At 55.4% G+C, this 20,147-nt stretch carries 16 protein-coding genes; 11 read left to right on the top strand and 5 right to left on the bottom strand.

Annotated features, from left to right (window positions below; translation table 11 throughout):
* Positions 1-173 precede the first annotated feature (173 nt).
* The 3 genes from lolA to serS all read left to right on the top strand — a co-directional run bounded on the left by lolA (position 174) and on the right by serS (position 3,535).
* Positions 174-785, top strand: a complete 612-nt coding sequence (gene lolA, locus CYR32_RS00525; RefSeq protein WP_101821498.1) for an outer membrane lipoprotein periplasmic chaperone LolA — start codon at positions 174-176, stop codon at positions 783-785.
* Between the two features lie 7 nt (positions 786-792).
* Positions 793-2,136, top strand: coding sequence for a replication-associated recombination protein A (locus tag CYR32_RS00530; protein ID WP_101822128.1), 1,344 nt, complete (start codon positions 793-795; stop codon positions 2,134-2,136).
* 106 nt (positions 2,137-2,242) lie between these two features.
* A complete protein-coding gene (serS, locus tag CYR32_RS00535) occupies positions 2,243-3,535 on the top strand; it encodes a serine--tRNA ligase (RefSeq protein WP_101821500.1) in 1,293 nt (430 codons plus the stop codon).
* A gap of 37 nt (positions 3,536-3,572) precedes the next feature.
* On the opposite strand, the gene CYR32_RS21595 is transcribed toward serS, so the two are convergent.
* Positions 3,573-3,743: a hypothetical protein gene (locus tag CYR32_RS21595; RefSeq protein WP_165698157.1), complete on the bottom strand. Its 171-nt coding sequence runs from the start codon at positions 3,741-3,743 to the stop codon at positions 3,573-3,575.
* Positions 3,744-3,834: 91 nt separating this feature from the next.
* Here CYR32_RS21595 and dmsA point away from each other — a divergent pair, with 91 nt between their 5' ends.
* The 5 genes from dmsA (at position 3,835) to CYR32_RS00560 (ending at position 9,972) form a co-directional block, all read left to right on the top strand.
* A complete protein-coding gene (gene dmsA / locus CYR32_RS00540; protein WP_101821503.1) occupies positions 3,835-6,282 on the top strand; it encodes a dimethylsulfoxide reductase subunit A in 2,448 nt (815 codons plus the stop codon).
* A gap of 12 nt (positions 6,283-6,294) precedes the next feature.
* Positions 6,295-6,909, top strand: coding sequence for a DMSO/selenate family reductase complex B subunit (locus CYR32_RS00545; RefSeq protein WP_101821505.1), 615 nt, complete (start codon positions 6,295-6,297; stop codon positions 6,907-6,909).
* A gap of 1 nt (position 6,910) precedes the next feature.
* Entirely contained in the window at positions 6,911-7,774 is an 864-nt protein-coding gene (locus CYR32_RS00550; protein WP_101821507.1) for a DmsC/YnfH family molybdoenzyme membrane anchor subunit, read from the top strand.
* 59 nt (positions 7,775-7,833) lie between these two features.
* The gene (gene dmsD, locus CYR32_RS00555; protein WP_101821509.1) at positions 7,834-8,433 is read left to right on the top strand and encodes a Tat proofreading chaperone DmsD; all 600 of its coding nucleotides are present in this window, start codon (positions 7,834-7,836) and stop codon (positions 8,431-8,433) included.
* Positions 8,434-8,826: 393 nt separating this feature from the next.
* The gene (locus tag CYR32_RS00560) at positions 8,827-9,972 is read left to right on the top strand and encodes an MFS transporter (RefSeq protein WP_101821512.1); all 1,146 of its coding nucleotides are present in this window, start codon (positions 8,827-8,829) and stop codon (positions 9,970-9,972) included.
* A 42-nt stretch (positions 9,973-10,014) separates the two neighbouring features.
* On the opposite strand, the gene pflA is transcribed toward CYR32_RS00560, so the two are convergent.
* The 4 genes from pflA to ycaO all read right to left on the bottom strand — a co-directional run bounded on the left by pflA (position 10,015) and on the right by ycaO (position 16,407).
* Positions 10,015-10,755, bottom strand: a complete 741-nt coding sequence (gene pflA, locus CYR32_RS00565; RefSeq protein ID WP_101814186.1) for a pyruvate formate lyase 1-activating protein — start codon at positions 10,753-10,755, stop codon at positions 10,015-10,017.
* Positions 10,756-10,985: 230 nt separating this feature from the next.
* On the bottom strand, positions 10,986-13,268 hold the full coding sequence (pflB, locus tag CYR32_RS00570; RefSeq protein WP_101821514.1) for a formate C-acetyltransferase: 2,283 nt from the start codon (positions 13,266-13,268) through the stop codon (positions 10,986-10,988).
* Between the two features lie 70 nt (positions 13,269-13,338).
* A complete protein-coding gene (gene focA / locus CYR32_RS00575; RefSeq protein ID WP_101821516.1) occupies positions 13,339-14,196 on the bottom strand; it encodes a formate transporter FocA in 858 nt (285 codons plus the stop codon).
* A gap of 453 nt (positions 14,197-14,649) precedes the next feature.
* Positions 14,650-16,407, bottom strand: a complete 1,758-nt coding sequence (gene ycaO / locus CYR32_RS00580; RefSeq protein ID WP_101821518.1) for a 30S ribosomal protein S12 methylthiotransferase accessory factor YcaO — start codon at positions 16,405-16,407, stop codon at positions 14,650-14,652.
* A gap of 184 nt (positions 16,408-16,591) precedes the next feature.
* On the opposite strand from ycaO, the gene CYR32_RS00585 reads away from it, so the two are divergent.
* The 3 genes from CYR32_RS00585 to aroA all read left to right on the top strand — a co-directional run bounded on the left by CYR32_RS00585 (position 16,592) and on the right by aroA (position 19,983).
* On the top strand, positions 16,592-17,284 hold the full coding sequence (locus tag CYR32_RS00585) for a DUF421 domain-containing protein (protein ID WP_101821520.1): 693 nt from the start codon (positions 16,592-16,594) through the stop codon (positions 17,282-17,284).
* Between the two features lie 214 nt (positions 17,285-17,498).
* The gene (serC, locus tag CYR32_RS00590) at positions 17,499-18,584 is read left to right on the top strand and encodes a 3-phosphoserine/phosphohydroxythreonine transaminase (RefSeq protein WP_101821522.1); all 1,086 of its coding nucleotides are present in this window, start codon (positions 17,499-17,501) and stop codon (positions 18,582-18,584) included.
* A gap of 112 nt (positions 18,585-18,696) precedes the next feature.
* Positions 18,697-19,983 carry a 3-phosphoshikimate 1-carboxyvinyltransferase gene (gene aroA, locus CYR32_RS00595; protein ID WP_101821524.1) on the top strand — a complete coding sequence of 429 codons (1,287 nt, stop codon included), beginning with the start codon at positions 18,697-18,699 and terminating at the stop codon, positions 19,981-19,983.
* Positions 19,984-20,147 lie beyond the last annotated feature (164 nt).

The raw sequence follows: 20,147 nt of genomic DNA on the forward strand, positions 1-20,147 counted from the left end.
CTCTCCACTCACAGGGCCGCTTTGCGGCCCTTGTGCAAAGAAGCGTAAAAGCAGACGTTTTGAGACAAATAACCTACCGGCGGCAACGCACGATCCGATAGAGTGACATCACTTAGCTAATGAAATCATTAGTGTGTCCCGGTAATCATGGAAAGTATGAGGTCATGGTAAGAATGAAAAAATTATTAGCAGTAGGCTGCCTGTTGACGGCATTTACCTCGGCCTCCGTGTTGGCGGACGCCAGCAGTGACCTGAAAAGCCGCCTGGGCAAAGTAAACAGTTTCCACGCCAGCTTCACCCAGAAAGTGACCGCGGATGATGGGTCTGAGGTTCAGCAGGGCGAAGGGGAATTGTGGGTAAAACGCCCGAACCTGTTCAACTGGCATATGACGTCACCCGATGAAAGCGTGCTGGTCTCTGACGGCGAAACCTTGTGGTTCTATAATCCTTTTGTTGAGCAGGTCACGGCGACCTGGCTGAAAAACGCCACCGGCAATACGCCGTTTATGCTGATTACCCGCAATAACAGCAGCGACTGGGCGAAATATGACGTTAAACAACAGGGTGATGATTTTGAGCTGACGCCGAAATCCGCCAACGGCAACCTGAAGCAGTTTGCCATTACTGTCACCAATGACGGCACCATCAAAAGCTTTACCGCTGTTGAGCAGGATGGGCAACGCAGCGCCTATAACCTGAAAACCCAGCAGAACGGCGCAGTTGATGCCGGTAAATTCAAATTTACCCCACCGAAGGGGGTGACGCTGGACGACCAGCGCCAGTGAGGTGCGCGTGAGTAATTTATCGCTCGATTTTTCACAGAACGAGTTCCAACCCCTGGCCGCCCGGATGCGGCCTGAAACGCTGGCCGAGTACATCGGCCAGCAGCATTTACTGGCCCCCGGCAAACCGCTGCCGCGCGCCATCGAAGCCGGCCACCTGCACTCCATGATCCTGTGGGGGCCACCCGGCACCGGCAAGACCACGCTGGCTGAGCTGATTGGCCGCTATGGCCAGGCTGACGTTGAACGGATCTCGGCGGTAACGTCCGGCATTAAAGAGATCCGCGAAGCCATTGAGCGGGCGCGGCAAAACCGCAATGCCGGGCGGCGTACCATTCTGTTTGTGGACGAGGTGCACCGTTTCAACAAAAGCCAGCAGGACGCCTTTCTGCCGCACATTGAAGACGGCACCATCACCTTCATTGGCGCGACCACTGAGAACCCCTCGTTTGAGCTTAACTCCGCCCTGCTGTCCCGTGCGCGGGTCTACCTGCTGAAAGCGCTGACGCCGGAAGAGATCGAAAAAGTGATCGATCAGGCGATGAGCGACAGTCAGCGTGGGCTGGGCGGCCGCCAGATTGTGGTGCCGGACGAGACGCGCCGTATGCTGGCGGAGCTGGTAAACGGCGATGCGCGCCGGGCGCTGAACAGCCTGGAGATGATGGCGGATATGGCAGAAGCGGATAAGAAAGGGGTACGCACCCTGACGCCGGCACTGCTGAAGGAGGTCTCTGGTGAGCGCAGCGCCCGCTTTGATAATAAAGGCGATCGCTATTATGACCTGATCTCCGCCCTGCATAAGTCCGTGCGCGGCTCCGCCCCGGATGCGGCGCTCTACTGGTATGCACGCATTATTACCGCCGGGGGCGATCCGCTGTATGTGGCGCGCCGGTTGCTGGCTATCGCCTCTGAGGATGTCGGCAATGCGGACCCCCGCGCCATGCAGGTGGCCATTGCCGCCTGGGACTGTTTTACCCGCGTCGGCCCGGCGGAAGGGGAGCGGGCGATTGCCCAGGCGATCGTCTATCTGGCTTGTGCGCCCAAGAGCAATGCCGTCTACACCGCCTTTAAAGCGGCGCTGCGCGATGCGCGTGAGCAAAACGATTTTGATGTGCCGGAGCATCTGCGCAACGCGCCGACCAAATTAATGAAAGAGATGGGCCTCGGCGCGGAATACCGCTACGCGCACGATGAACCCCACGCCTATGCCGCCGGGGAGAACTATTTCCCGCCACAGATGGCCGCTACCCAGTACTATTTCCCGACCAGCCGCGGGCTGGAGGGAAAAATTGGTGAAAAGCTGGCGTGGTTGTCTGAACAGGATCAAAATAGCCCGATAAAACGCTACCGCTGACTGGTGGCTTGCGGTAAGGTTATCCCATTATTACTCCCAGGATACCGCGATTATTCGCGGTATCTTTCGTTACATATCATTCAATAACTACAAGCACAGGATTAGCATGCTCGATCCCAATTTACTGCGTACTGAGCTGGACGCAGTCGCTGAAAAACTGGCTCGCCGGGGCTTTACCCTCGACGTGGAAAAATTACGTGCGCTGGAAGAGCGCCGTAAAGTGTTGCAGGTCGAAACTGAAAATCTTCAGGCTGAGCGTAATGCACGATCGAAATCGATCGGTGCCGCCAAAGGCCGTGGTGAAGATATCGAGCCGCTGCGCCAGGAAGTAAACGTACTGGGCGAGAAACTGGACAACGCGAAAGTGCAGCTGGATGCACTGCAAAGCGAAATCCGCGATATTGCCCTGTCCATTCCTAACCTGCCGGATGATGCCGTGCCGCTCGGCAAAGATGACAGCGAAAACCAGGAGATCAGCCGCTGGGGTGAGCCACGCCAGTACGATTTCCTGGTGCGCGATCATGTGGAGCTGGGCGAGATGGCCGGCGGCCTGGATTTCGCCGCTGCCGTTAAGCTGACCGGCTCACGTTTCGTGGTAATGAAAGGTGAAATTGCCCGCCTGCACCGTGCGCTGGCGCAGTTCATGATTGACCTGCACACCGAGCAGCATGGTTATCAGGAGGCCTATGTGCCTTACCTGGTTAACCATGACACGCTGTACGGCACCGGCCAGTTGCCGAAGTTCGGCGAGGATCTGTTCCATACCAAACCGTTGGAAGAGGAATCCACCAGCAGCAACTATGCGCTGATCCCAACGGCGGAAGTCCCGCTGACCAACCTGGTGCGTGACGAGATCCTGGAAGAGGAGTCCCTGCCGCTGAAGCTGACGGCGCATACGCCGTGCTTCCGCTCTGAAGCAGGCTCCTACGGGCGCGATACCCGCGGCCTGATCCGTATGCACCAGTTTGATAAAGTCGAAATGGTCCAGATTGTGCGCCCGGAAGAGTCCATGCAGGCGCTGGAAGAGCTGACCGGCCATGCGGAAAAAGTCTTGCAGCTGCTGAACCTGCCGTACCGCAAGGTTCTGCTCTGCACCGGGGACATGGGCTTTGGTTCCACCAAAACTTACGACCTGGAAGTGTGGCTGCCGGCGCAGAACACCTACCGTGAAATCTCCTCCTGCTCCAACATGGGGGATTTCCAGGCGCGCCGTATGCAGGCCCGCTGCCGCAGCAAAACCGAGAAGAAACCGCGTCTGGTCCATACCCTGAACGGCTCCGGCCTGGCAGTGGGCCGTACGCTGGTCGCCGTGCTGGAAAACTACCAGCAGGCAGATGGCCGCATCGAGATCCCGGACGTGCTGCGCCCTTATATGCGTGGCGCAACCCACATCGGTTAATGCCGTTTCTGATTAAAAGCGCCTGCGGGCGCTTTTTTTATGCCCGCTCTCCTGCCACCGCGCCGCCCTCCATTTCTTCGCGCAAACTCTCATTTTTTACTTTTCCCCCGGCGCGATCATCCTGCCATTCGCATTTAATTGATAAAAAACAAAGCGCTTGTTGACCATGCGGCGTATTTTCCGACGCGTCGGGCAGCCAGGGGCTCACAGGATCACGACCCCGTTCACTCAGAAAATAAACATGCTGCCGCACAGGGTGTCTGTCACGACACATTAGTGAGTCACAAAAAGGGAATCACATGAGCGATTCTGAAAGAACCCCATTACTGGACATCCCCATCAGCCGGCGCGGCCTGGTAAAAAGCGGTGCCGGCAGCCTGGCGCTGGCGGCCGGCGGTATCATCTTACCTTTTGCAAAGAGCCACGCAGACGCGGAGCCGAAAAACGCGGCCCGGATGCAGGAGAAGGTGGTCTGGAGCGCGTGTACAGTAAACTGCGGCAGCCGCTGCCCGTTACGGATGCACGTTGTCGACAATATGATCCGGTACGTAGAGACCGACAATACCGGTGACGATAACTATGAGGGGCTGCATCAGGTGCGCGCCTGCCTGCGTGGGCGCTCAATGCGGCGGAGGGTTTATCACCCTGACCGGTTGAAATACCCGATGAAACGGGTAGGGAAGCGCGGCGAAGGGACGTTCAGGCGCATCAGTTGGGATGAAGCCTTTGATACGCTGGCCGGCACGCTGAAGCGGGTTATCCGGGAGTATGGCAACGAGGCTGTCTATCTGAACTACGGCACCGGGACGCTGGGCGGCACCATGACCCGCTCCTGGCCACCGGGGAAAACCCTGATTGCCCGGCTGATGAACTGCTGCGGCGGCTACCTCAACCACTATGGGGATTACAGCTCGGCCCAGATAGCCGCTGGCCTGAATTACACCTATGGCGGCTGGGCAGACGGAAACAGCCCTTCCGATATTGAAAACAGTAAACTGGTGGTGCTGTTCGGCAACAACCCCGGTGAAACGCGGATGAGCGGCGGCGGGGTGACCTACTATCTTGAGCAGGCCCGTCAAAAATCCAACGCCCGTCTAATCATCATTGATCCGCGTTATACCGATACCGCCGCAGGCCGTGAGGATGAGTGGATACCGCTGCGGCCGGGTACGGACGCCGCGCTGGCCTCTGCCCTGGCCTATGTCATGATCACGGAAAACCTGGTGGATCAGGCGTTTCTGGACGCTTACTGCGTAGGCTATGATGAGAAAACGCTGCCGCCCGGGGTGCCGCCGGAAGCGAGCTACAAAGCCTATATTCTCGGCCAGGGAAAAGACGCCATAGCGAAAACCCCTGCCTGGGCGGCCGCGATTACCGGCGTCCCTGAAACAAAAATTATCCAGCTGGCGCGGGAGATTGGCCAGAGTAAACCCGCCTTTATCTCCCAGGGCTGGGGGCCGCAGCGCCATGCCAATGGCGAGCTTACCACCCGCGCTATCGCCATGCTGGCGATCCTGACCGGCAACGTCGGCATTTCCGGCGGGAATTCAGGTGCCCGTGAAGGGGCCTACAGCCTGCCTTTCGTGCGGATGCCGACGCTGGAGAACCCGGTCAGGGCCAGCATCTCCATGTTTATGTGGACAGACGCGATCATCCGCGGGCCGGAAATGACCGCCCTGCGTGATGGCGTGCGCGGCAAAGAGAAGCTGGATGTGCCGATAAAGTTTATCTGGAACTATGCCGGTAACTGCCTGATTAACCAGCATTCAGACATTAACCGGACGCATGAGATCCTTCAGGATGACACCCGGTGTGAAATGATTGTGGTGATTGATAACCACATGACCTCCTCAGCCAACTATGCCGATCTTCTCCTGCCCGATTGCACAGCGTCTGAACAGATGGATTTCTGCCTTGATGCCTCCTGCGGCAACATGGATTACGTCATTTTTGCCGATCAGGCCATCACGCCGCGCTTTGAGTGCAAAAGCATCTATGAAATGACCACGGAAATAGCAAAACGGATGGGGGTGGAAGCCCGTTTCACCGAGGGGCGCAATCAGGAGCAGTGGCTGCGTTATCTCTACCAGCAATCCCGCGAGGCGATCCCCGGCCTGCCTGATTTCGAACAGTTCCGGCAACAGGGCATATTCAAGCAACGCGATCCGCAGGGGCACCATGTTGCCTATCGTGATTTCCGGCAGAACCCTGCTGCTAACCCGCTCTCTACACCCTCCGGCAAGATTGAGATTTATTCCGCCCAGCTGGCGGAGATCGCCGCGATCTGGCAACTGCCCGAAGGCGATGTCATCGATCCGTTACCGATCTACGCGGCCGGCGCGGAGAGTCATGACGATCCGCTCAACCGGCGCTTTCCTCTGCAGCTTACCGGTTTTCACTATAAAGCCCGCACGCACTCGACTTACGGCAATGTCGAGGTACTGCAGGCAGCCTGCCGCCAGGAGATGTGGATTAACCCGCTCGATGCCGCTGACCGGCAGATCGCCAATGGCGATCTGATCCGCATTTTCAACGACCGGGGCGAGGTGCGTATTACCGCGAAGGTCACGCCCCGTATTTTGCCGGGTGTGGTGGCGTTGGGTGAGGGTGCCTGGTACGCCCCCGACGCACAAAAAATTGACCATGCCGGTTCGATCAACGTGCTGACTTCCCAGCGCCCCTCACCGCTGGCAAAAGGGAACCCCTCCCACAGCAATTTAGTGCAGGTTGAAAAGGTAAAGGCTTAAGGAAACATCACGATGACCCAATATGGCTTTTATATCGATGCCAGCCGCTGTACCGGGTGTAAGACCTGTGAGCTGGCCTGTAAGGATTATAACGATCTGACGCCGGATGTCAGTTTCCGCCGCGTGTATGAGTATGCCGGCGGCAGCTGGCAAAAAGAGGGCGCGGGGTGGCAGCAGAATGTCTTTGCTTACTCTCTCTCCCTCGCCTGTAACCACTGTGCAGACCCGGCCTGCACCAAAGTCTGCCCCAGCGGCGCAATGCATAAACGGGAAGATGGGTTCGTGGTGGTCAATGAAGAGGTCTGTATCGGCTGCCGCTACTGCCATATGGCCTGCCCTTATGGGGCACCGCAATATAATGCTGCCAAAGGGCATATGACCAAATGTGACGGATGCTTTGCGCGCGTCGCTGAAGGTAAAAAACCGATCTGTGTAGAGTCTTGCCCGTTACGCGCCTTGGATATGGCACCCATAGATGAGCTGCGCGCCACCTATGGCGAGCTGGCTGAAGTCGCGCCGCTGCCCGCCGCACATTTTACCCGGCCGAATATTGTGATCAAGCCGAACGCTAAGTGCAGGCCGGTGGGGGATACCACCGGTTATCTGGCAAACCCGAAGGAGGTGTGAGATGGGAACGGGATGGCATGAATGGCCGCTGATGATCTTCACTGTGCTGGGGCAGTGTGTGGTTGGCGCTTTTATTGTGGTGGCACTGGTTCTGGCAGGAGTGAAGCAGGAGCATGGGGTAAAACGCACCCTTCAGATACGGATGATCCTCCTGTGGGTGCTGATGGGCGTGGCTTTTCTGGCCTCTGTTATGCACCTTGGTTCACCACTGCGGGCGTTTAATGCCCTTAACCGCCTGGGCGCATCACCTCTTAGTAATGAGATTGCCGGTGGATCGCTGTTTTTTGTCCTGGGCGGGCTCTATTGGTTACTCGCCGTGCTCAATAAGCTGCCGCAGGCACTCAGCAAAGCCTGGCTGCTGGTCACCGGCCTGGTGGGCATCGGTTTTATCGGGATGATGGGGCGTGTTTACCAGATCAATACTGTACCGACCTGGAACATGGCATACACCTCCCTCAGCTTTGCCCTGACGGCCCTGATCGGCGGTCCGTTGCTTGGCTATCTCTTATTGCGTTCGGCAAATGTTGCTGACCGCGGCCTTGTGCGCCTGCTGCCGCTGGTCAGCCTGCTGGCCTTGCTCATCAGCTGTGCCGCCTGGTTCAGCCAGGCTGCCGGGTTGAGCACCCTCCAGAGCTCAGTTCAGTCAGCCTCTTCGCTGGTTCCGGCACTGGGCACCTTACTGGGCTGGCGGCTAATGTTAGTCACGGTTGGGTTGGGCTGTTGGATCATACCGCTGTTAAAACAAACAACGCCCGGCGTCCTATCACTGGCAGGCGCATGGATGCTGGTGGTTGCCGGTGAGTTAATCGGCCGTGGGATCTTCTATGGGCTGCATATGACAGCAGGCCTGACTTACGGCGGCTAATCCTTATCATAACCGGCTTATCACAAGGGTGAGCCGGCTCCTTTTTTCAGGAATTCATCATGTTGCAAGACCTTGCCCTGACCGGCCGCCTGTGTGGTGCGCTGCTCTATTACCCACCCGGCGCACCCGAATTTGAGGCGGTGAAGCCACTGTTTATGTCAACGGAATGGGCCAGGGCCTGGCCCTATGGCTCCGCGGCGGAAGTTTCTTCCTTTTGGGGTGGGTTTACCCAGCAGGCAAGTGAACCATTAGCCGACGCTTACCAGCGCCTGTTTATCGGCCCCGGTGCCCTGGCTGCCCCTCCATGGGGCTCGGTATACCTGGATAAAGAGAGTGTGGTGTTTGGTGACTCGACCCTGGCCCTGCGCCATTGGCTGGCTGCGCGGAGCATCACCTCTTTCCATCCGCCGCAGGAGCCGGAGGATCATATTGGCTTAATGGTGCTGATGGCCGCCTGGCTGGCTGAACAGCGCCCGGCTGAGGTGGATGATTTTCTCTCTGCGCATCTGTTGCCCTGGGCACCGCGTTATCTCACGCTGTTGGCATCCGCTTCCGGGCATCCTTTTTACCAGGCGGCGGCGTCGCTGGCACGTATCACCTTGGCCGGCTGGGCTACGTCGCGGGAAATAACTGTGCCTCCGAGGACGTTATATCGCTGATGAGCGCCCAGGATAAACCTGGCAATCCGGCTGCCGGCGCAGAGAAAGCAACCGGTCTGCGCCCGGTGATTAATGCCGGGTGTTTGGGCCATCCCGATATTGTCTACCGGCTATGTGCAACTGCCTGTTCTGCGTCGGCAATATTTTTTAATCAAGAAAATGTCCAGGTAATGAGGCCGTCCCGCTTCTGAGGCGGCAGCGCCTGTAAATTTGCTTGTTATCATGGGCATAGTAGTCTGGTGGGTTTCAGGCCGGGTGATGCATGGGTCACGGGTTGATAAATGATTTCAATCAACGAGTAACACTTTGTGCTAACGGCTTTTTTTACCGGATTGACTTTTTAAGGGCGGGTGGCATGATGCGCCCACTCTTCACCTCCTGATTATCACGACTATGTCTGCCTACTCCCGCCCAGTGCTGTTACTGCTCTGTGGGCTTTTATTGCTGACCGTTTCAATTGCGGTTCTGAATACGCTGGTGCCTTTATGGCTGACCCATGATGCGCTGCCTACCTGGCAGATTGGTCTGGTCAGCTCGGCCTATTTTTGCGGTAACCTTGTCGGGACGTTTATTGCCGGGGCTGTAATAAAACGCTACGGGTTTAACCGCAGCTACTATTTCTCCTGCCTGGTATTTGCCCTGGCAACCGCCGGGTTAGCTTATTCCGTCAACTTCTGGCTCTGGCTGAGCTGCCGTTATGTGGCGGGAATAGGGTGCGCGCTGATTTGGGTCGTGGTGGAGAGTGCACTATTACGCAGTGGGACGGTGCAAAATCGCGGTCAGTTACTGGCGGCCTATATGATGACCTATTATCTGGCCACCGTCAGCGGGCAACTGCTGCTGGGGGTTATGCCCACGGCGCTGCTGAGCGTGCTGCCCTGGGTAACCGCGCTGGTGCTTTTCGCCATGTTACCGCTCTTCTTTGCAGCGTTCGGTTATCAGGATGAGTCACAACCGCACACTTCCGTATGGCCGATGCTGAAACGCCGTGATGCCCGGCTAGGTATCAATGGCTGCATTATCTCCGGGATTGTGTTGGGTTCACTTTACGGATTGATGCCGCTTTATCTCTCCCATCAGGGAATGAGTGACGGCAATGTAGGCTACTGGATGGCGTTGCTGGTCAGTGCTGGTATTGTCGGGCAGTGGCCGGTAGGGCGACTGGCCGATCGGTATGGGCGTTTGCTGGTACTGCGCATTCAGGTGTTTGTCGTGATGCTGGGCAGCGTGGCGATGTTGAGTGGTTATGCGATGGCACCTACGCTGTTTATCCTCGGGTGCGCAGGGTTTACTCTCTACCCGGTAGCGATGGCCTGGGCCTGTGAGCGGGTGCCGGCACATGAGCTGGTGGCGATGAATCAGGCCTTGCTGATGAGTTACACCATTGGCAGCCTGACCGGCCCGACCATGACGGCCATCCTGATGCAGCATTATTCAGATCAGCTGCTGTTTGTGATGATTGCCGCCGTGGCGCTTATTTACATGGTGATGCTGTTCAAAAAAGCGGGCCAGTCCTCGACGCCTCTGGCGACGGCCTGACAGAGATGCGCGGATAGCATCGATCCGCGCATCTTTTCAAGATCAATACATCACCTTGTGGCCATAGCCTTCAAGGATATGTTTCACCCGATCCATGATCTCTTTGCTGGGTGGCTTCACGCCATCAAGCTTGTACTCTTCACCCATCGCAATCCATTTGTGTTTGCCCAGTTCGTGATAGGGCAGCAATTCAATTTTTTCGATGTTAGTCATATCCTTGGTGAATTCACCCAGCATATGTGCTGATTTGTCATCGTCTGACCACCCCGGGACCACCACATAACGGATCCAGGTACGTTGATTTCGTTTGGCCAGATAACGGGCAAAATCCAGTGTACGGTGGTTAGATACCCCCACCAGATTTTGATGGATGCTGTCATTCAGCTGCTTGAGATCGAGCATGACCAGATCCGTAACATCCAGCAGCTCATCAATCACCGGATCATAGCGACGGACGAAACCGTTGGTATCAAGGCAGGTGTTTATGCCTTCTTTGTGACAGGCCCGGAACCAGTCGCGGACGAACTCCGCCTGCAATATAGCTTCGCCGCCGGAGGCCGTCACACCCCCACCGGAGGCATTCATAAAGTGCCGATAAGTCACCGCTTCATTGACCAGTTCTTCAACCGTTACCTCTTTGCCGCCGTGGGTATCCCAGGTATCACGGTTATGGCAATAGAGGCAACGCATCAGGCAACCCTGGAAAAAAACGATAAAACGGATGCCTGGGCCATCAACGGTGCCACAGGACTCAAAAGAGTGGATACGACCTTTTACTGACATTGCGGGCTCTCCAGTAGTGACTGTTCATAAGCAGTCTTTTAAATAAACGGCGGGAAGTACAGCGATGCACCTGGCATGTTCTGATGCCGGCCCGGCGTTGAATAACGGTTTTGCCTGCCACCTGTATTATAGATGCCCGGCAAAACCGACACTCAGCGTGGTCAGTAACGTACAAAGAGAAGTGAAGGGTGAAAGGCCCCTGGGCAGGGGCCTTGGCATCACCGGAGTAATTACAGCGATTTGGTAAAGGTACGGGTGATAACGTCCTGTTGCTGCTCTTTCGTCAGTGAGTTAAACCGCACCGCATACCCTGAAACGCGAATCGTCAGCTGCGGATATTTTTCCGGATGCTCCATGGCGTCCAGCAGCATTTCACGGTTCATGACGTTCACGTTCAGATGCTGACCACCCTCAATAGAGGCTTCATGGTGGAAGTAACCATCCATCAGACCGGCCAGGTTAGCCTTGCGGACATCGTCATCTTTACCCAATGCGTTCGGGACGATAGAGAAGGTGTAGGAGATACCATCTTTCGCATAGGCAAACGGCAGTTTAGCCACAGAGGTCAGGGAGGCAACGGCACCTTTCTGGTCACGGCCATGCATCGGGTTGGCGCCCGGGCCAAACGGGGCCCCAGCACGGCGGCCATCCGGGGTGTTACCGGTTTTCTTACCATACACAACGTTAGAGGTGATGGTCAGCACAGACTGAGTCGGCACCGCATGGCGGTAGGTACGCAGCTTCTGAATTTTCTTCATGAAGCGCTCAACCAGATCGCAGGCAATGTCATCTACACGCGCATCGTTATTACCGAACTGCGGGTATTCGCCTTCGATTTTGAAGTCGACGGCCAGCCCATCTTCATCACGAATGGTAGAGACTTTGGCATATTTAATCGCCGACAGGGAGTCCGCAGCCACTGACAACCCGGCGATACCGCAGGCCATAGTGCGATAGACGTCCCGGTCGTGCAGGGCCATCAGCGCCGCTTCATAGCTGTATTTGTCATGCATGTAGTGGATGATGTTCAGGGCGGTAACATACTGTTTTGCCAGCCAGTCCATAAAGTGATCCATACGATCCATCACTTTGTCATAGTCCAGCACTTCATCCATCATCGGCGCTTCTTTCGGGCCGACCTGCATCTTCATTTTTTCATCCATGCCGCCGTTAATGGCATAAAGCATGGTTTTTGCCAGGTTGGCGCGCGCACCGAAGAACTGCATCTGTTTGCCGACAATCATCGGGCTGACGCAGCAGGCGATGGCATAGTCATCATTGTTGAAGTCCGGGCGCATCAGGTCATCGTTCTCATACTGAACCGAAGAGGTGTCGATGGAGACTTTTGCGGCGAATTTCTTGAAGTTAAGCGGCAGTTTTTCAGACCACAGAATGGTCATGTTTGGCTCGGGAGACGGGCCCATGGTGTAGAGCGTATTCAGGAAGCGGAAGCTGTTTTTTGTGACCAGCGTACGGCCATCCACACCCATCCCTGCCAGGGATTCCGTTGCCCAGATCGGGTCACCGGAGAAGAGCTCATCATATTCCGGCGTACGCAGGAAGCGCACCATCCGCAGTTTCATGACCAGGTGGTCGATCAGCTCCTGCGCTTGTTGCTCGGTCAGTTTCCCGGCCTGAATGTCGCGCTCAATATAAATATCCAGGAATGTCGAGACACGGCCAAAGGACATGGCTGCACCGTTCTGCGACTTCACGGCCGCCAGGTAGCCGAAATAGGTCCACTGTACTGCTTCCTGCGCGTTTTGAGCCGGGCCGGAGATGTCATAACCATATTTGGCCGCCATCTCTTTGATTTGGGCCAGCGCGCGATGCTGCTCAGCAATTTCCTCACGCAGCTGAATGGTCATTTCCAGATCTTCGCCGTTTTCCAGTTTTCCCTGCAGGGATTTGAACTGGGCGAATTTATCTGCCATCAGGAAGTCGATGCCGTACAGCGCAACGCGACGGTAGTCACCGATGATCCGTCCGCGGCCGTAGGCATCCGGCAGGCCGGTCAGCACGCCGGATTTACGGCAGCGCAGGATGTCCGGGGTATAGACGTCAAACACACCCTGGTTGTGGGTTTTGCGGTAATCGGTAAAGACTTTTTTCAGTTGCGGGTCCAGTTCACGGCCGTAAACCTTGCAGGAACCCTCTACCATTTTGATGCCGCCGAAAGGAATCAGCGCACGTTTTAACGGAGCTTCTGTTTGCAGGCCAACAATTTTCTCCAGCCCTTTGTCGATATACCCGGCATCGTGAGAAGTAATGGTTGAGGCAACATGAGTATCAAAATCGACCGGCGCATGGGTGCGGTTTTCGATTTTGACCCCTTCCATGACCTCAGCCCACAGGGTAGTGGTGGCATCCGTGGCACCCGTCAGAAATGACTCATCACCTTCATACGGGGTGTAGTTTTTCTGGATAAAGTCACGGACGTTGACTTCATTTTGCCAGTCGCCATTGTGGAAGCCTTCCCATGCGGTTGCCAGTTTTTGATTAAGTTCGGACATTATGCACCTACCTTAAGATGTGAATTTCTTTGTAAATCCGGTGTAGCAGCGATGTAGTGATGCGCCTCATCTAATGATGGGCATCACCACGCAAATAGATCGCCCAGTACGTTAACCCGACCAGCACGCCGCCCCCGATGATGTTGCCGATGGTGACGGGAATCAGGTTGTCGACAATAAAATGGCTGACGGTCAGATGTGAGAATTGATCGGGCGTTGCCCCTACCGACTGCCAGAACTCAGGTGTTGCAAACGTTTTGATGACAATGCCGAGAGGGATTAAAAACATATTGGCAATGCTGTGCTCGAAACCACTGGCGACAAACATGCCGACCGGCAACAACATGGCGAACATTTTGTCCATCAGGCTGCGGCCGGAGTAACTCATCCACACTGCCAGGCAGACCATCAGGTTCGCCAGCGTGCCGAGGCAGACCGCCTCAATAAAGCTGTGGTGCATTTTATGGTCAGCCGTCTGAAGGACATTCAGCCCCCACAGGCCGTTGGCGACTTTGTGTTCACCGGCATACCAGATCAGGGCGACAAAGAAGAGGGCACCCACCAGGTTACCCAGATAGACGTTAATCCAGTTACGGGCTAACTGACCCCAGGTAATGCGCTTGCTGGCTTTTGCGACCACAATCAGCACAGTAGAGGTAAAAAGATCGGCACCACCCACCACAACCAGTATCAGCCCCAGGGAGAAACAGAGCCCGCCAATCAGTTTGGCAAACCCATAGGGCACGGCGGCCGTCCCGGTTGTTGCGGTAATATAAAAAACGAAGGCGATGGAAATAAAGACGCCCGCTGTAATGGCTAAATAAAACGTTGTCAGCGGATGTTTAGTGGCTTTATATACGCCTGCATCTTCAGCCACTTTTGCTGCGGCGGGCGGAAGAAGAAGATCGAAGGGGTTTTCAGCTTTCACACTAACTCTCTCTGATGGTTAAGACAGTGCAAAGAGATACTAACAAAGTAGTATAGGTTAAAAATTGATTTAGATCATAATACGGCGGGTAAGCTGCTTTTCACTGTATGAAAAACAGGCTAACTTTTATCTATATGTATGATTATAAATATAAAAAAATATTTTAATATTTATATTAATTTTTGATTTCAGTTTTTAATGGTCCTAAAGACGTTGCTATTTATGTTTCATTGTTAATTCATAAAATAATATGAATTATATTTTTAGCATTTCATTTACTTTAGTTTAACCAGAATGATACCAGAAGGATTTTCCCAGTAAAATCGGGCAGAAACATGCAGGCATTAAAAAAAGAAAATAGCCCCGGCAATATTATTCATTACCGGGGCTGGAGAGTGGGCTGATAATTAACGGCCCGGGTGAGCTGCGTTACAGGTATTCACCCGGCAAGAGTTACGCCCAGTAACGGCGTTTAGCCTGTTGCAGCTTTTCGTAGGCCGCCAGCAGTGCCTGATGCGCCGGCAGTGCTTTCAGTGCCTCATCAATGGCAAACAAGCCGTAGAAACGGCTCTCGCCACTGATTGCCGCTGATGCCTGATCCACAGCATCCTGACCGTACATCTTCACAAACGCAGAGTAGTATTGCGCCGGTTCACGCTCCGGTTCCTGGGCCAGCAGCAGCAGGGTCTGCAGGCAGCGATAGTAATTGCTGCGTTCCGGGGTAAAGACCGAAGCATTGAACTCCTGCGTCCACTCGGCCCAGATCAGCGCCTGATCTAGATCGCCGCCGGCCAGCGCCAGCATCGATTTCAGTTCGCCCACGCGCAGGGTATACCAGCCGTTGTCTTTACCGGTTGCCAGCCCCAGCAGCTCGCGTACGCGGGTGAAATCATCCAGCCCTTCATCATCCAGCTCCTGAATCAGCGCCAGATACGCTTCCGGTTGCCAGTCACTGGCCGGCAGCGACAGCAGTTTTTCACGCAGCGGCGCGCCCATACTGTTGTTGGCCAGCAGCAGATCTTCCGCCGGGTAGATGTCTGACATTCCCGGTACCAGAATACGGCAGGCATACACACCCAGGTGCTCATAGTCGGCAATGTAAACGTCAGCTTCTTCCTGGCCGAAGATCGCCATCAGGGTAGCAAACTCTTCTTCCGTGGTGCCGCTGAAATCCCAGTCAGCAAAGGCATAATCAGCATCCTGTTTGAACATATCCCAGGAGATCAGGCCGCTGGAGTCGATAAAGTGGGTTTCAAGGTTGGCGTGTTCCGCGACTTCTTCGTCATCAAAGGTCGGCGGGGTGAAGACGTCGAGATCTTTCAGGCTGCGGCCCTGCAACAGCTCAGTGACGGTACGCTCCAGCGCCACGCCGAAGTCGGGATGCGCGCCGAATGATGCAAAGCAGGTGCCGTTAGCCGGGTTGAACAGGACCACGCAGATCACCGGGTACTGGCCGCCCAGAGAGGCATCATAGGAGAGGATCGGGAAACCTTCCTCTTCCAGTTTAGCAATGGCTTCCACCACGCCCGGATAGCGCGCCAGCACCTCCTGCGGGATTTCCGGCAGGCTGATGGATTCGGCAATGATCCGGTTTTTGACATAGCGCTCGAAGACTTCAGACAACCCCTGAACACGCGCTTCGTTCGCGGTGTTACCCGCGGACATGCCGTTAGAAACATAGAGGTTACCGATGATGTTCATCGGGATATAAACCGTCTCAAGATCGGACTGACGGGTAAACGGCAGGGCGCAGATGCCGCGCGCCGCATTCCCGGACTGGAGATCGATAAGATCGCTGCCGCTCAGCTCCTGTTCCGGATCGTAAAACGCGTGCAGGCGCTCATCCAGGATACCTTCAGGCAGGCTGCCATCTTCCGGCACCGGGAACCACTTTTCATTCGGGTAGTGCACAAACTCGCCTTCGGCAATCTCTTTGCCCAGGTAGAAGTCGGCGAAGAAGTAGTTGGTCGACAGGCGTTCAAAGTACTCACCCAGCGCAGAGGCCAGCGCGGCTTTTTTGCTGGCGCCTTTGCCGTTGGTGAAGCAGAGCGGGCAGTCGCGGTCGCGGATGTGCACTGACCAGACATGGGGAACCGGGTTAAGCCAGGACGCTTCCTCAATATGGAAGCCCAGATCGGTGAGTTTTTGCTGGAAGCGGGCGATGGAGTCTTCCAGCGCGGCATCTTTACCGGGAATAAAGGTTTGGGTCATGGAGTTCACTTTTTATCATACCGAAACCCGTCATAATACGGGCTTTTGAACCTGAGCTCCATGTATTGATAGGGAGTTTGGTGCCCGGAGAAACTGATTATTCTTATGGTTTGATAATCCGGATTTTTTATCATCTGATTCGCCTGTTATACACACTGAAAATTGCGCTGAAAGGGAAGACGTGATGAAAGCATTTGATATTCAGAGGATGTTGCTGGACAAGTTTCCGGTGGAATTTCTGGCTGAAGTGGCAGTACGCAGCTTATTTACTTTTCTGCTGGTTTTTATCTTTCTCAAAGTCAGCGGCCGGCGTGGGGTCAGGCAGATGTCGCTGTTTGAGGTGCTGATCATTCTGACCTTAGGCTCGGCCGCCGGGGACGTCACCTTCTACGACGACGTCCCCTTGCTGCCGGTCTTCGCGGTATTTATCTCTATCATGATTTTTTACCGCCTGGCCACGTGGCTGATGTCCTCTCACCGGATGTTTCAGAACTGGCTGGAGGGCAAACCGGTAGTCATTGTGCGCAATGGTCAGTTTGAATGGCAGACCATGAAAAAACGCAATATCACGCATGATGAGTTCTTTATGGAGTTCCGCCTGGCCGGGGTAGAGCATCTGGGCCAGGTCAGGCTGGCTATCCTGGAGGTTAACGGGGCTATCAGCGTCTTCTTTTTTGAGCCGGAAGAGGTGAAACCCGGCCTGCCGGTAATGCCCGCTGACTATGTCACTTTCCTGACAAAAGTCCCTAAAGATGATGAGTATGCCTGCCACCACTGCAGCCTTATCCATGCCCTGAAAAAGGGGGAGACCCACCGCTGCCCGCAGTGCGGCAGTGACAAATGGGTTACGGCCCTGACGCGCCGCCGGATTATGTAAACTCAGAACATCCTGCCAAATTATCGCCCCGGCGGCGACGAAGATAAAGCCGGGCCGGGGGAATAGCGGCAGAGTATAAGCATAGGATCTTGTTATTGTTTCTGCCGGCAAACGCCCTGCAGCAGAATAAGCGTTGCAGGCTGCCGGTTCGAGTGATAAAACCGATAACAGGTTGGTCATACATAACAGTTATCTTAGCGAGTGGTGAGGGGAAATGACTCAGGTTTTCAATTTCAGTGCAGGTCCGGCCATGCTGCCGGTAGAAGTTTTGCGTCGTGCCGAACAGGAACTCTGCAACTGGCATGGTTTAGGCACGTCTGTCATGGAAATCAGCCATCGCAGCAAAGAGTTTATTCAGGTGGCGGAAGAGTCAGAACGTGACCTGCGGGACCTGCTGAAGATCCCTGACAACTACAAAGTGCTGTTCTGTCATGGCGGGGCGCGTGCGCAATTTGCTGCCGTGCCGCAGAATCTGCTGGGCGCAAAAACCACGGCCGACTATATTGACGGCGGGTACTGGGCCCACAGCGCAATTAACGAAGCCGAAAAGTACTGTACTCCCCATGTGATTAATACCAGCACCACGCGGGACGGCCGCCGTGCGGTCATACCGATGAGTGAGTGGGCTCTGCACGATGATGCGGCCTATGTTCACTACTGCCCGAATGAAACAATTGATGGCGTCGCTATCCACGAGATGCCGGACTTCGGTGACAAAGTGGTGGTGGCTGACTACTCATCCTCTATCCTTTCCCGCCCGATTGACGTCAGCCGTTTTGGCGTCATCTATGCCGGCGCACAAAAAAATATCGGCCCTGCCGGCCTGACGCTGGTGATTGTACGCGACGATCTGCTGGGTAAGGCACACAAGGCCCTGCCGTCGATTCTGGACTATACCGTGCTGGCTGAAAATGAGTCTATGTTCAACACCCCGCCGACCTTTGCCTGGTATCTCTCCGGCATGGTCTTTAAGTGGCTGAAAGAGCAGGGCGGGCTGCTTGAGATGGAAAAACGCAACAAAGCCAAGGCTGAATTGTTGTATGGTGTTATCGACCAGAGTGACTTCTATCGTAATGAAGTGGCAGAAGCCAACCGTTCCTGGATGAATATTCCTTTCCAGCTGGCGGATGCCGCGCTGGACAAGGTCTTCCTGGATGAGTCTGTTAAGGCTGGGTTACATGCGCTGAAAGGCCATCGCGTGGTAGGCGGAATGCGGGCGTCTATTTATAACGCCATGCCGGTTGAAGGCGTCAAAGCCCTGACCGACTTTATGGCCGACTTTGAACGCCGCCACGGCTGATATGCCCGGCGTATCATCACCGGCAGAAAGAGTCTGTTAACCAGATGATTTTACAGGAACCCCGGTCTGCAACCGGGGTTCTTCTATGTTATGACTTTAGAGAGTGTTTTACATGCAGGACTCGTTAACCCTACAGCCTATCGCCAAAATCAACGGCACCATCAACCTTCCCGGCTCAAAAAGCGTGTCTAACCGGGCGTTACTGCTGGCTGCGCTGGCAAAAGGCACCACGACGCTGACCAACCTGCTCGACAGCGATGATGTGCGCCATATGCTGAATGCCCTGGAGAAGCTGGGTGTCACGTTCCGCCTCTCGGACGATCGCACCCGCTGCGAAGTGGAAGGCAAGGGCGGCCCCCTGCGCAGTGACGCGGCCCTTGAGCTTTTCCTGGGTAACGCCGGAACCGCGATGCGGCCGCTGGCGGCAGCGCTCTGCCTGCCGGCAGGTGACATTACCCTGACCGGCGAGCCGCGGATGAAAGAGCGCCCTATCGGGCACCTGGTGGATGCCCTGCGGCAGGGGGGAGCGAAGATCGAGTACCTTGAGCAGGAGAACTATCCTCCTCTGCGTTTACACGGCGGTTTCACCGGGGGCGATGTCTCGGTAGAAGGGTCAGTCTCCAGCCAGTTTTTGACCGCGCTGCTGATGACCGCACCGCTGGCCCCGCAGGATACGGCGATCCGTATCAAGGGTGAACTGGTCTCCAAGCCTTACATCGATATTACGCTGAATATGATGGCGACCTTCGGAGTGCAGGTGCGCCATGATAATTATCAGGTGTTCCATATTGCCGGTAACCAGACTTACCAGGCACCGGGTGACTATCTGGTCGAGGGTGATGCCTCCTCTGCTTCCTATTTCCTGGCTGCGGCTGCGATCAAAGGCGGCACGGTGCGGGTTACCGGGATTGGCCGTCACAGTATGCAGGGTGATATTCATTTTGCCGACGTGCTTGAGAAAATGGGCGCCCATATCACCTGGGGTGACACCTATATTGAGTGCACACGCGGAACGTTGCAGGGCATCGACATGGACATGAACGCCATTCCGGATGCCGCGATGACCATTGCGACTACCGCGCTGTTTGCGCAGGGGCCGACCACAATCCGCAACATCTACAACTGGCGGGTAAAAGAGACTGACCGCCTGGCCGCGATGGCGACGGAATTGCGCAAAGTAGGCGCAGAGGTGGAAGAGGGGCATGATTACATCCGGGTCACGCCGCCGGAAACGCTGCAAAAAGCGGAAATCGGCACCTATGATGACCACCGCATGGCGATGTGCTTCTCGCTGGTGGCCCTCTCCGCGACACCGGTGACCATCCTCGACCCAAAATGCACCGCCAAAACCTTCCCGGACTATTTTGACCGCCTGGCCTCTCTCAGCCAGCCGGCCTGAGCCGGATCGAAACGGGCAGAGATTGCCCGTTTTTTTTATTGTGACCCGATTTTGGCTATCTTCTACACTCTTTGAAGGTTTATCAGGTTAATTTCAGCCAGGGTGTTGCGCAAAGGTAACAGTTCGGCGCAAGGCAGCGTATAATGCCGCACCTGAAAATAGCC

It is taken from the genome of Chimaeribacter coloradensis (assembly GCF_002858715.1).
GTDB classification, from domain to species: domain Bacteria; phylum Pseudomonadota; class Gammaproteobacteria; order Enterobacterales; family Enterobacteriaceae; genus Chimaeribacter; species Chimaeribacter coloradensis.